This window comes from Methylobacter tundripaludum SV96 (genome assembly GCF_000190755.2).
GTDB classification, from domain to species: Bacteria; Pseudomonadota; Gammaproteobacteria; order Methylococcales; family Methylomonadaceae; genus Methylobacter_A; species Methylobacter_A tundripaludum.
In genome coordinates this window covers 1-12,357 of record NZ_JH109154.1, presented here as the reverse complement: position 1 = coordinate 12,357, position 12,357 = coordinate 1, and the positions used below count along the sequence as shown (strand labels likewise).

Sequence of the window (12,357 nt, the reverse complement as noted above, 5' to 3'; positions counted from 1 at the left end):
AGCGCTGACATTTAACCATATTCCTGATCATAAGAATTATTAATTTTCCATCATAAGGTTTAAATCACCGGCTTTAGCCCGTCAGCTTTAGCTGCGATAATAAGCCATAAGGAGGTGGTTTATGGAATACAGATATGGGAGCCATACGGTTTACCAAATTGAATACCATTTTGTATGGGTAACCAAATATCGCTACAAAGTTTTGAGAGGTGAGATTGCGGAACGGGTTAGAAAATTGGTTAGGCAGACATGTGAATCGTTTGAAATTCGGATTATCCGAGGTGCGGTGAGTAAAGATCATGTACATATTTTGGTGAGTGCTCCACCGAATTTAGCGCCGAGTGAAATTATGAGGCGGATCAAAGGGCGGACAGCAAATTACTTGTTTGAAGAGTTTCCGCACTTAAATATGCTAAAATGTTTGTTGTTGATAAAGTCCCTCGCCCGACATATCCATCCCGGCGGATAGTAATTTAATTGCTACCCTGCTACAGCTTCCGCCTTAAGAACAATTTCTTCGGAGTTTTTTATGATTATTCTCGGTATTAATGATGGCTGCCATCATAATTCCGCCGCTTCAATTTTAGTTGATGGCAAATTGGTTGCGTCTGTTGAGCTGGAACGTATTTCCAGGATTAAAAATGACGGCTCGTTTCCCCATGCTGCAATTGATGAAGCTTTAGCCATTGCGGGGTTGACAGCTGAAGATATTGATATGGTTGCCAAAGCTAATTTATCGCGCTGGCAACAAATCCCTTACCTTAACCGTTATTATCAGCATATAGCCAAGGCAGGCAAAACCGATACTTTAATCAGAAACTTTTTCTGGAAAAAACAATTTGAGCGTTATCGTCGCGTACTGCATCGACGCAAGCAACCCTTGGGTATTCTGGCGCAAAAGCCTTATCAAACGGTTGAACATCATTTGGCTCATGCGGCATCTGCTTATTATGCCTCGCCTTTTGGCAATGAGCGTGTAGGAGTGATTACTCTGGACGGCGTCGGAGATTTTTCCTGGGGCTCTGTTTGGATAGGCGAACACGGAAAACTACAGCATGTAGACCATCTACATCAGGTCAACAGTATAGGTTTATTGTACTCTGCGATTACTATTTACCTAGGCTTTAAGGCCAACAGGCATGAAGGCAAAGTATTAGGTCTGGCCGCTTTCGGTAATCCTGAGCCGTTGTTATCGCGTTTACTTGCACATACCAATAGCGAAAATTGGGATGATCTTTTTAATCCTAAATTAGTACGGGTTTCTTTAAAATTCGGAGCGAATCTCGGGCAATCGGTTGTCCGGGAATTGTGTGCCGATTTGTCTCGCGAAGATATAGCAGCCGGAATCCAGGCCTATACTGAAAAATTGATTTGCAAGTGGGTACAAGATCGGGTCAAAGAATTAAAGGTCACCAAATTAGCTTTGGCCGGCGGCGTATTTTCGAATGTAAAATTAAATCAACTTATTCTGGCATTACCGGAAATTGAAACTATTTATGTACACCCTAATATGGGTGACGGCGGTTTGGCAACCGGCGCCGCATTTGAAGTTTATTCACGCTTAAATCAGGGCTTGGAACCGCAGTTTAATCAGCAGGTTTATCTGGGCACTGAAATTAACCGCGACACTGCGTTAGCCGCGCTTGAAAAACAGGGAATCACTTACGAAGAGCCCGAAAACCTTGCGTTAACCGTTGCAAGGTTATTGGCTGACAGCAAAGTTATTGCGCGTGCAGACGGCAAAATGGAATACGGCCCTCGCGCCTTGGGTAACCGCACCGTGATGGCGGCTTGTAATGACCCGACCATTAATGACTGGTTGAATAAAAAGTTCGACCGCACCGAATTTATGCCTTTTGCCCCGGTTATTCTTCAGGAACATGCGAAAGAATATTTTCCGGAATGGAAGGAAGATCATATTACCGCGCGTTTTATGACGCTTACCTACAATGTTTCCGATATAGCCAAAAGAAACATTCCCGCCGCCGTGCATATCGATAATACTGCGCGCCCCCAAGTGCTACGCAGAGAAGATAACCCGGACTATTACGATATTATTAAAGAATATTATGATGTTACCGGCGTACCCAGCGTCATTAACACCAGTTTTAATATGCACGAAGAGCCTATCGTTCGGACTGCCGACGAGGCTATTCGGGCTTTTCAGGCGGCCGATCTGGATGCGTTGGTTTTAGGGCCGTTTTTAATTAGAAAAGTAAGCGCGGTTCAGTAAAAGGCAGTTAATCACCACGAAGAGCATGAAGCTTATATTTTTCTTCGTTTCTTCGTGGTGTTCTTTTATATGATAATTTCCCGCAACACCGATGTGGCGTAGCTCCCAGCCGGTAATGTAAAACAAAGCTCCAACATCCCGTCATCAATAAACCGCCATTGTAAATCCTGCACATTTACCCTTAATGCGCGTCTGTCCCGGTCGACGCCACTCGCTATCAAGCCCTGAGCCAATTGCTGATGTACATCGATAACAGCTTGCTCAATAGCCAGCGCATCGGCTGACACATCAGCATCTCCCCTACCCCACAATACGCCGGCAGGATGAATTTCTTTGGCCGCCAATCGCCGGATGATTTCATCGTCCGGCTGATTCGACTGAAAACAGCTGTGCGACAGGTCGAATTGATAGGTGTCACCTGCAATCGGCTGGTTCCAGTTATTATGCGTTACCCGATAAGCCAAAATCCGGTTGAACAGAAAAGACCTGACCGACGACAAATAAATGCTGCGCTGCTCCCGGCCTACTTTTGCTCCCTCAAACATTGCCAAAGCCTTGCTGACATTTTGACCTTCGTTGCCAAAGCGTTGCGAGCCGAAATAATTGGCGATGCCGTTGGCTTTAATCAGTTCCAGCTGCTGAATGGTTTTTGCCTGATCACCCTGCCAGTCACGAATAATCAGCTTAAAACTGTTGCCCGACAACACGCCGCGCTTGAGTTTCCTGGCATGTCGCACAGAATGCAACACCTTCATGCTGTCTGATTCAAACTGCGTCCAGTCGGGATCGGCTTTGCCGGGCAACCAGACGCTGAACCATTGTGTGGTAACCGCGTACCGGTCTTTTAGACCTGCGTAACTGACATCGCGCTGTCTGACATTGGCAAACCTGGACAGTTGCCTGGCAACATATTCAGTATTTTCGCCTTTCTTTTCTATCTGCAAGAAAGCATGTTCGCCAGCGCCTGACGGTTCGAAGGACAGGTTTTCCTTAACGATAAAGTCTTCGGGTAAACTGCGGATTTTGCCGGTGCCGGAAGGTTGACCGTAAACGTAAGGCCAGACGGGGATTTCAATGTTTTGCATAAAGTCTTCTCGTTCCCACGCGCTGCGTGGAAATGCATCTGGGACGCGCTGCGTCCCGTTAAGCCGTAGCCATTTAATTTCTCGCGGCGCACGCGCCGATACTGTGTCCCCATGTAGCGCGCTCATCTTTATACATAAGCGCTTGCGGGACTCCGTCATCCGGTAAGAATGCCTGAGCAGTCTCCGTTCCGTGCAAGCCTATGTTCATCGTTACGACTTATTGCAACGGAGTGCAAGCTTTGCTTGCGCTTGCAGGCGAAGCCTGCACTCCAGCTCTCGGCAACTTCCTTAAAAAGCCTTTGCGCCGGTTCCCAGACTGGAGATTTATTTACTTAAAGTTTTCTCTTTGAGAGCTAAGGAAACGCTGAACAAATCGATTCCGCTCATGGTTCGACAAGCTCACCACGAACGGAATCAACAGCTTACCGTTCGTCCTGAGCCTGTCGAAGGATTTAATCAGCGCTTCCCTAACAGAAGTAGCGCCTATTTTTCGATAAGGACAATTGCCTGTACGGCAATACCTTCTTTGCGCCCCTCAAAGCCCAACTTCTCCGTAGTGGTCGCTTTGACGTTAATGAAATCGACATCAACATGCAAATCATCGGCGATATTGCGACACATGGCGGCTGTGTGCGGCGACATAAGCGGCGCCTGGGCAATGATGGTAATATCAGCATTCACCAACCGATAGCCTTTTTCCTGCACGATGCCGTAAACATGGCGCAATAAAACCCGGCTGTCGGCGCCTTTAAATTCGGGATCGGTGTCGGGAAAATGCTTGCCGATGTCCCCCAAAGCCGCCGCGCCCAATATGGCGTCGCACAATGCATGCAAAACCACGTCGCCGTCGGAATGCGCTTCCAGGCCTTGTTCATAAGGTATTTTTATGCCGCCTAAAATAACGTCTCCGCCGTCTTTGAAACGGTGTACATCGTAACCTTGACCTACTCTAATCATTGTTGCTCCATATAAAATTGCGCTAATGCCAGGTCTTCCGGGCGGGTGATTTTGATATTGTCGGGACGGCCCTCGACGATTTTAGGCTGCAAGCCTTGTAGTTCCAGAGCGCTGGCATCGTCGGTTATGGCCGGATTGCCTTGTGCTTGTTCCAGTGCGGTTTTTAACATGCCGTAACGGAACATTTGCGGCGTCAATGCCCGCCAGATATGGCTTCTATCCAGCGTTCCGGTAATGCACTTACCTTCAACCTGTTTTAAGGTGTCGGGCGATGCCAAGGCCAAAATCCCGCCTACGTCATCGTCAACCAGCGAGTCGATCAGATAATGAATGTCGGCCGCTGTAATGCAGGGCCTGGCTGCATCATGCACCAATACCCAGTCGTCATCGGACGCTTGCTCCCTGATGGTTTTTAACCCGGACAGTACGGAATCAGCCCGTTCTTTGCCGCCTGGAGCGGTGATGATTTTTTGATGTTGCGATACGGCCAGATCAGGCCAGTAAGGATCTTCTTCGGAAACCACAACGGCGATGGCGGCAAAAACATCGGCCTGCAACAAGCGTAGCAAGGTATGTTCTATGACCGTTTTCCCGGCAAGTTCCAGATATTGTTTAGGCCGGTCGGCCTGCATGCGTTTGCCGACACCGGCAGCGGGGACGATAGCCCAGAATTTTATTGAATTGATCATTGGTAAAAAAGGCTAAAGACAAAGGGCGAAAGGCAAAAGATGAAAAACGCCACCTTTTGCCTTTCGCCCTTCGCCTAATTACTCAAGCACATGAAAAAACGTTTCATCTTCCTTAATCATCCCTAATTCGTCCCTGGCCCGCTCCTCAATCGCTTCCTGCCCTTTCCGTAAATCAAGCACTTCAGCATAAAGAGCTTCATTGCGCTCTCTTTTTTCCTCTGCCTGTTTTTTCAGGTCATCAAGGCGCTGTTGATAGGCGTCGATCTGCGCAACACTGCCGTCGCCAACCCATATCCGGTATTGGAAATGGATAATTAACAGGATGATAATTGCAATGATGATTTTCATGGACGAGGCGAAAGGCTAAGGGCAAAAGGCTAAGACGTAAAGTTCACAGTTTTTCACCTTTCGTCCTTCGCCTTTCGTCTGCTTTTTACAACATTTTAAACGCGCTACGACCTGCGTAAACAGCCAAGTCACCTAATTCTTCTTCAATCTTCATCAAACGATTGTATTTAGCGACGCGGTCAGAACGGCTCAAGGAACCGGTTTTGATTTGTCCTGTGCCTGTGGCAACGGCTAAATCGGCAATGGTGGTGTCTTCGGTTTCGCCTGAACGATGCGATACAACAGCGGTGTAGCCTGCCGCGTGTGCGGTATTAATCGCTTCCAACGTTTCGGTCAAAGTACCGATTTGGTTTACTTTAATCAGGATTGAGTTGGCAATGCCTTTCTCAATGCCTTCTTTTAAAGTAGCCGGATTGGTTACGAACAAGTCATCGCCGACCAATTGGATTTTGCTGCCCAATTTTTCGGTTTGATCTTTCCAGCCGGTCCAGTCGTTTTGATCCAGGCCGTCTTCGATAGAAATAATCGGATATTTATTGACCCATTCAACAAAGAAATCATTCATTTCAACTGAGTTGAAACTTCTGCCTTCTGCCGATAATTCATAACGACCGTCTTTGTAGTATTCAGAGCTGGCTGCGTCCATACCTAAGAAAATATCGACACCGGCTTTGTAACCGGCTTTTTCAATCGCTTCCAAAATGACTTCGATAGCTTCTTCATTAGAAGACAAGTTCGGTGCGAAACCGCCTTCGTCACCCACTGTAGTCGCCAGACCTTTTGCTTTTAAAACTTTGCTCAGGTTATGGAAAACTTCCGCACCGTAACGAATCGCTTCACGGAAAGTCGGTGCGCCGACAGGCAAAATCATGAACTCTTGCAGATCAACGCTGTTATCGGCATGTGAGCCGCCGTTGATGATGTTCATCATCGGTACCGGCATGACGAACTTGCCGCTGGTGTTCAGATGACGGTATAAAGGTACGCCCGCTTCTTTAGCCGCCGCATGAGCCGCCGCCATAGATACCGCTAAAATAGCGTTAGCGCCTAAACGGCCTTTGTTTTCTGTGCCGTCCAGTGCGATCATTTTTTTGTCGATGCCGGCTTGGTCAGCGACATCCATACCGACAATCGCAGCGCGAATTTCAGTATTAACATTGTTAACAGCCGTTAATACGCCTTTGCCTAAATAACGGGCTTTATCGTTATCACGCAATTCTATCGCTTCGCGCTCGCCGGTCGATGCGCCGGATGGCACCATAGCGCTGCCGATCACGCCGGACGCCAAAATCACGTCCGCTTCCAGAGTCGGGTTGCCGCGTGAATCTAAAATTTCTCTTGCACGAATATCTACTATTGCAGCCATTATTTTTCCTTATTTAGAGAGTTGTTTCGATCAGGCTGCTAGCTTTTACAGCGCTGTCGATAGTTAATAAAACTTCCAGTAATTCTTTCATTCTGTGTAAGGGCCAGGAGTTGGGGCCGTCACTTTTCGCTTCCGCAGGATTCGGATGGGTTTCCATAAACAGGCCGGCAATGCCTACCGCGACGGCGGCTCTGGCTAACACCGGTACAAATTCGCGTTGTCCGCCTGATACCGTGCCTTGTCCGCCGGGCAGTTGCACCGAGTGAGTCGCGTCAAAAACCACGGGACAATCGGTGTCGCGCATAACCGCCAAAGAGCGCATATCGGAAACCAGGTTGTTATAACCGAACGATACGCCGCGCTCGCAGACCATAATCTGCTGATTTCCGGTTGCCTTGGCTTTGTTGGCGACATGCACCATATCCCAAGGCGCCAGAAACTGGCCTTTTTTGATATTGACGGGAATACCTTGAGAGGCGACTTGCTGAATAAAATTGGTTTGCCGACATAAAAACGCAGGCGTTTGCATTACATCGACGACCGAGGCGACTTCGGCCAGCGGCGTATCTTCATGGACATCAGTCAAAACCGGCACACCGATTTGTTGCTTTACTTTTTCCAGTATTTTAAGCCCCTCTTCCACGCCGGGACCGCGATAACTTTCGTGCGATGAACGGTTGGCTTTATCGAAAGAGGACTTGTAGATAAAGGGTATGTTTAGTTGGGTCGTTAATTCTTTAAGATAACCCGCTGTGTCCAGCGCCATTTGCTCACTTTCAATAACACAAGGACCGGCTATCAAAAAAAACGGCTGATCCAAACCGGCTTCAAAACCACATAATTTCATTACACTGTACCTTTTTTATGTTCAACAGCCGCGACTACAAAACCTGAAAACAAGGGATGACCTTTTCTGGGTGTTGAGGTAAATTCCGGATGAAACTGACAAGCCAAAAACCACGGATGATCGGGTATTTCTATCACTTCGACCAAACGCCCATCAATAGACTTACCGGAAAAACGCATACCGGCCTGTTCCAGTTTTTCCAGATACTGGCTGTTAAATTCGTAACGATGGCGATGTCTTTCGGTGATCACGTCTTTCTGATAAAGCTGGAAAGCCAGCGAATCCGATTGTAACCGGCATTGCTGCCCGCCCAGACGCATGGAACCGCCTAAGTCGGATTCTTCATTGCGCGTTTCCAGTTGGCCGTCTTCAGACATCCATTCAGTAATCAAGCCGATCACCGGATGCGGCGATTTGGGTAAAAATTCGGTGCTGTGCGCGCCTTCCAAACCGGCTGCATCGCGGGCGAATTCAATAACGGCAACCTGCATACCCAGACAAATACCCAAATAAGGGATTTTATTTTCCCGCGCATATTTGACCGTGGCAATTTTGCCTTCCACGCCGCGTTCGCCAAAGCCGCCGGGCACCAAAATAGCATCAATGCCTTTCAGTCTGGCAACGCCTTCATCCTCTATCATTTCCGAATCGATATAGACGATGTTAACCTTGGTGCGGGTACGAATACCGGCATGAATCAACGCTTCATTCAGCGATTTATAGGCATCGGAATGATCGACATATTTACCGACAATAGCGATGGTCGTTTCATTGACAGAATGCTCCAGCGCTTCAACAACAGCTTCCCATTCGGACAAATCTGCCGGAGGTACATCCAGGCGTAACTTGTGAACGACAATTTCATCCAGTCCTTGATCATGCAGTAACAAAGGAATCTTGTAAATTGAAGAGGCATCCACCGCAGTAATAACCGCTTTTTCTTCGACATTGGTAAACAAGGCGATTTTACGACGCTCACTGAGCGGCACCGGCTGTTCGGAACGGCAAATTAAAATATCCGGCTGTATGCCGATACTGCGCAGCTCTTTTACCGAATGCTGGGTCGGTTTGGTTTTTATTTCACCGGCGGAACGAATATACGGCACCAGCGTCAAATGAATAAACAGCGACCGATCGGAACCCAGTTCAAAACGCATCTGCCTGATAGCTTCGAGAAAAGGCAACGACTCAATATCGCCGACCGTGCCGCCGACTTCAATCAAGGCGACATCGACTCCCTCGGCGCTTTCATAAACACGGCGTTTAATTTCATCGGTAATATGCGGAATGACCTGAACCGTCGCTCCCAAATATTCGCCTTTACGCTCTTTACGCAAAACGCTTTCGTAGACCTGTCCCGTTGAAAAACTGTTCTTTTTAGCCATCGTGGTTTTAAGAAACCGCTCATAATGGCCTAAATCGAGATCGGTTTCGGTACCGTCTTCAGTAACAAATACCTCACCATGCTGAAAAGGGCTCATAGTGCCCGGATCAACATTGATATAAGGATCAAGCTTGGTCATGGTGACTTTAAGGCCGCGAGACTCAAGAATAGCAGCAAGTGAAGATGCAGCAATGCCTTTGCCAAGAGACGAAACAACGCCACCGGTAATGAAAATGTATTTTGTCATGTAGGATTTTTAGTTCATAGGATGGGTGAGGTACGAAGCCCATCAATCGCGAACGACGGGCCTCTTTGGTCAACCCATCCTAATAGCTCTGATGAAGTTAGGTAAAACCGCTACATTTTAATCGACAATGCGCTTTTCGTCATTGTCTTTTGGGTTTAATTCTTAACTTTGCAGGGACAAGCTGATGCAATCTTGTGTTTTTTCACTGTAAAATGCAGCGCTGATCCAGAGGTCGCCGACGGCGGCCAGCGTATCATTCAGGTAAATAAAAGGCATCGCATCCCTTTCCCAAGGAGGAATACCTGCTTCCTGAAACAGGTTTTTCAGCGAATGATGACCTTCACGCCCCGGCAAGCGGATTTTTTCACCGCCCCGGCGAAATCTCACCTCAACAGTGGCATCCTGCCACCGCTCACGGGATATTCCCTTTGAAGACGGCACGCAAGACAATGTCCGATCATCGGTAATTTTTATCGACGCTTGCCCGACAGGCCAAACACGGTCTTGCGGTTCCGTTCCGGACAGATTGGTCAGGCAATACAGCTTATCCCGATAACGGCGAATGCTGTAGCCCTGCCCCGACAATACCGGGTCGCGATGCCCCGCGGCCGCAACCACCTCGTTTAAAATCCGTTCGACCTTAGCCTGCGCGGGCATTTTTAACCCTCTATGCCGAAACCAATGCCTGACGATAAGTTGTTGCGGATGGCTGTGATGCTCCGATAGCCGACTGATACTTAAGGTCTTATCTACCGGATTAAAAACCGCGCCAAATAGCTCATCTGCGACTTCATCGACCAGCACCTGCGCATCCGCACAATGTTTTGCCGAGCGGGCCACTGTTTTGTCGATTGCCGACCAGCGCTGCTTTAGTAGCGGTACAACCGCATTGCGCAGGAAATTGCGGTCATAATCATTGCTCTGATTACTGGGATCTTCAACCCAGCTTAATTGATGCGCATGGGCGTAATCGCTAATCGCCTGTTTGGGCGTATTCAACAAAGGCCTGAGCATCACACCCGCCCCGAAAGCCATTCGTTCCGACATTCCAGAAAGTCCGCGCAAGCCGCTGCCGCGAAACAGTTGCAGCAACACCGTTTCCAGCTGATCTTCCCGGTGCTGGGCAAGCAGCAACGCATCATCGGCTTTAATCAACGACTTTAAAGCTGCGTACCGGGCGTTTCTGGCGGCTTCTTCAGGGCTTTCGCCCGGCGCCGCATTGGCATTAACCCGTAGCGTTAAGAATTCAACACCCACGTCTTTAGCCGTCTTTTCACAATGCTTGGCCCAGGATTCGGCTTCCGCCTGCAAACCGTGATGTACGTAAACAGCGGTAAGTTTATCTTTGAGATGAGTTATCGAGGCGCAACAATGCAGTAAAACATGAGAATCCACGCCGCCGCTGTAGGCGATATAAAATCTTTGCCGCTCGCCCCCAAGATCAAGTTGCTTGAAAATGCTGCCGCAAAAATCCTCGTAGAGACTCGAATCTTTAACCTTTCGCCTTTCGCCTTGCACCTTTCGCCTACGTTCTACTTCCCGCCTTCTTCGGTAAAAACACCAAAATCCATAATCCGTTGATAGCGCCTTTCCATTAAATCATCAACAGATTGCCGCATCAAATCATCCATATGACGAACCAGCGCGTCCTTTAAGTTCATGGCAATAACTTTAAAATTTCTATGTCCGCCGCCTAAAGGCTCCCTGACGACTTCATCCAGAAAACCCTGCTCGCGAATACGATCCGAAGTAATACCCATCGCCTCGGCCGCCAATTGCGATTTATCCGCGCTTTTCCACAGAATGGATGCACAGCCTTCCGGTGAAATAACCGAATAGGTGCTGTATTCCAGCATGATCAAACGGTCGCCGACGCCGATAGCCAGCGCGCCGCCTGAACCGCCTTCGCCGATAATAGTGCAGATAATCGGTGTTTTCAGCTTGGCCATTTCAAACAGGTTTCTGGCGATCGCTTCGCTTTGGCCGCGTTCTTCCGCGCCGATACCCGGATAAGCTCCCGGTGTGTCAATCAGGCAAATAACCGGCATTTTGAATCGCTCCGCCATTTTCATCATGCGCAATGCCTTGCGGTAACCTTCCGGGCGCGGCATGCCGAAATTGCGATAAATTTTTTCCTTGGTGTCGCGTCCCTTTTGATGACCGATCACCATAACCGGCTGTCCCTCAAGGCGCGCTAATCCACAAATAATCGCCGGATCGTCGGCATAAGCCCGGTCGCCGTGCAGCTCATGGAAATCGGTAAAAATATGTTCCACATAATCCAGCGTATACGGACGACCCGGATGACGGGATAACTGGGAAATCTGCCAATCGGAAAGATCGGTAAAAATCGACTCGGTCAGCGCCTGGCTTCGTTCTTCCAGCTGTTTAAGCGCATCGGAAATATTAATGTTATTGTCAAACTGCACATTGCGGAGTTCTTCAATTTTCGCTTCTAGTTCAGCGATGGGTTGTTCGAAATCGAGAAATTTTAGGTCCATGTAGACTTGATCTGAAAAGTTGTTGCAGTAATGAGTGATTTTATAGAAATTCAACAATTTTTTCTAAATAAATTACGGACTCCAATTGACCTAAAAATCGTAGTTTATCCACAAAAGACGCAAAAGATACGAAAGACAACAAATAAATCAGCATGTTGTGCTTAACGGACTATCCCCCCGCTCCCTTTTCATGCCCGCGGCGCTCACTGCTATTAAGCAAGATTGAGATGAACTGAGTACAATTGTACCCAGATGCCCCCACTAACAAACAGGATAAAAAAATGACTGAAAACCTACCAGCAACAAATAAAGTTACCTACTGGCAACCGTCGGCAGGCGAAACAATCACAGGCGTAATTCAAGGCAGTGGCACTTTTAAAAATTCACTCTATGACGAACAGAAAACCATGCTTTTACAGGATGATAACGGCTCGGTTGTGAGTATTGACCTAAATCGTTATTTGATACACAGCTTGAAACAACATAACGCCGCGCTGGGAGATTTAGTAACAGTGACTTTTCACGGCAAAGAACAGAAAAACAACGGGCGTTCTTTCAATCGTTACACTTTGCGAGTTGATAAGCTTGCTTGCTCAGTATAAAAACAAAAAAGGGGGTACTTTTGATTGGTAACTGATGTTACGCACGGATGGTATTTCTCCCGTTTGCCGCGCCGAGCACCGGAGCTTTTATCGAGGGT

11 protein-coding genes and 1 pseudogene are annotated in these 12,357 nt (G+C 48.0%); 3 read left to right on the top strand and 9 right to left on the bottom strand.

Features of this window, described 5'->3' with window-relative positions; translation table 11 throughout:
- Nucleotides 1-121: 121 nt before the first annotated feature.
- Together tnpA and METTU_RS19795 are read left to right on the top strand one after the other, a co-directional pair.
- Nucleotides 122-406: pseudogene (tnpA, locus tag METTU_RS19800) on the top strand (IS200/IS605 family transposase); the annotation flags it as partial.
- A gap of 123 nt (nucleotides 407-529) precedes the next feature.
- Nucleotides 530-2,233, top strand: coding sequence for a carbamoyltransferase family protein (locus tag METTU_RS19795; protein ID WP_006893772.1), 1,704 nt, complete (start codon nucleotides 530-532; stop codon nucleotides 2,231-2,233).
- A gap of 65 nt (nucleotides 2,234-2,298) precedes the next feature.
- On the opposite strand, the gene truD is transcribed toward METTU_RS19795, so the two are convergent.
- The 9 genes from truD to accA all read right to left on the bottom strand — a co-directional run bounded on the left by truD (nucleotide 2,299) and on the right by accA (nucleotide 11,657).
- Complete coding sequence (gene truD, locus METTU_RS19790; protein ID WP_006893771.1) at nucleotides 2,299-3,318, bottom strand: tRNA pseudouridine(13) synthase TruD; 1,020 nt, start codon at nucleotides 3,316-3,318, stop codon at nucleotides 2,299-2,301.
- 483 nt (nucleotides 3,319-3,801) lie between these two features.
- Complete coding sequence (gene ispF / locus METTU_RS19785) at nucleotides 3,802-4,275, bottom strand: 2-C-methyl-D-erythritol 2,4-cyclodiphosphate synthase (protein ID WP_006893770.1); 474 nt, start codon at nucleotides 4,273-4,275, stop codon at nucleotides 3,802-3,804.
- A complete protein-coding gene (ispD, locus tag METTU_RS19780; protein ID WP_006893769.1) occupies nucleotides 4,272-4,964 on the bottom strand; it encodes a 2-C-methyl-D-erythritol 4-phosphate cytidylyltransferase in 693 nt (230 codons plus the stop codon). Before ispD ends, ispF begins: the two co-directional genes overlap by 4 nt.
- A gap of 78 nt (nucleotides 4,965-5,042) precedes the next feature.
- Nucleotides 5,043-5,312 carry a septum formation initiator family protein gene (locus METTU_RS19775; RefSeq protein ID WP_006893768.1) on the bottom strand — a complete coding sequence of 90 codons (270 nt, stop codon included), beginning with the start codon at nucleotides 5,310-5,312 and terminating at the stop codon, nucleotides 5,043-5,045.
- Between the two features lie 85 nt (nucleotides 5,313-5,397).
- Entirely contained in the window at nucleotides 5,398-6,678 is a 1,281-nt protein-coding gene (eno, locus tag METTU_RS19770; RefSeq protein ID WP_006893767.1) for a phosphopyruvate hydratase, read from the bottom strand.
- A 13-nt stretch (nucleotides 6,679-6,691) separates the two neighbouring features.
- Nucleotides 6,692-7,525: a 3-deoxy-8-phosphooctulonate synthase gene (gene kdsA, locus METTU_RS19765; RefSeq protein ID WP_006893766.1), complete on the bottom strand. Its 834-nt coding sequence runs from the start codon at nucleotides 7,523-7,525 to the stop codon at nucleotides 6,692-6,694.
- Nucleotides 7,525-9,156, bottom strand: coding sequence for a CTP synthase (pyrG, locus tag METTU_RS19760; RefSeq protein ID WP_006893765.1), 1,632 nt, complete (start codon nucleotides 9,154-9,156; stop codon nucleotides 7,525-7,527). The genes kdsA and pyrG overlap by 1 nt, the downstream gene beginning before the upstream one ends.
- 162 nt (nucleotides 9,157-9,318) lie before the next feature.
- The gene (gene tilS / locus METTU_RS19755; RefSeq protein ID WP_006893764.1) at nucleotides 9,319-10,674 is read right to left on the bottom strand and encodes a tRNA lysidine(34) synthetase TilS; all 1,356 of its coding nucleotides are present in this window, start codon (nucleotides 10,672-10,674) and stop codon (nucleotides 9,319-9,321) included.
- A 14-nt stretch (nucleotides 10,675-10,688) separates the two neighbouring features.
- A complete protein-coding gene (gene accA, locus METTU_RS19750) occupies nucleotides 10,689-11,657 on the bottom strand; it encodes an acetyl-CoA carboxylase carboxyl transferase subunit alpha (RefSeq protein WP_006893763.1) in 969 nt (322 codons plus the stop codon).
- Between the two features lie 281 nt (nucleotides 11,658-11,938).
- On the opposite strand from accA, the gene METTU_RS19745 reads away from it, so the two are divergent.
- Nucleotides 11,939-12,259: a hypothetical protein gene (locus METTU_RS19745; protein WP_006893762.1), complete on the top strand. Its 321-nt coding sequence runs from the start codon at nucleotides 11,939-11,941 to the stop codon at nucleotides 12,257-12,259.
- Nucleotides 12,260-12,357: the final 98 nt, after the last annotated feature.

What these genes read in the sequence shown, in the direction of transcription:
- METTU_RS19795 (WP_006893772.1), top strand. Translation starts at nt 530, where the DNA reads ATGATTATTCTCGGTATTAATGATGGCTGCCATCATAATTCCGCCGCT.
- truD (WP_006893771.1), bottom strand. Translation starts at nt 3,318, where the DNA reads ATGCAAAACATTGAAATCCCCGTCTGGCCTTACGTTTACGGTCAACCT.
- pyrG (WP_006893765.1), bottom strand. Translation starts at nt 9,156, where the DNA reads ATGACAAAATACATTTTCATTACCGGTGGCGTTGTTTCGTCTCTTGGC.
- eno (WP_006893767.1), bottom strand. Translation starts at nt 6,678, where the DNA reads ATGGCTGCAATAGTAGATATTCGTGCAAGAGAAATTTTAGATTCACGC.
- METTU_RS19745 (WP_006893762.1), top strand. Translation starts at nt 11,939, where the DNA reads ATGACTGAAAACCTACCAGCAACAAATAAAGTTACCTACTGGCAACCG.
- kdsA (WP_006893766.1), bottom strand. Translation starts at nt 7,525, where the DNA reads ATGAAATTATGTGGTTTTGAAGCCGGTTTGGATCAGCCGTTTTTTTTG.
- accA (WP_006893763.1), bottom strand. Translation starts at nt 11,657, where the DNA reads ATGGACCTAAAATTTCTCGATTTCGAACAACCCATCGCTGAACTAGAA.
- ispD (WP_006893769.1), bottom strand. Translation starts at nt 4,964, where the DNA reads ATGATCAATTCAATAAAATTCTGGGCTATCGTCCCCGCTGCCGGTGTC.
- METTU_RS19775 (WP_006893768.1), bottom strand. Translation starts at nt 5,312, where the DNA reads ATGAAAATCATCATTGCAATTATCATCCTGTTAATTATCCATTTCCAA.
- ispF (WP_006893770.1), bottom strand. Translation starts at nt 4,275, where the DNA reads ATGATTAGAGTAGGTCAAGGTTACGATGTACACCGTTTCAAAGACGGC.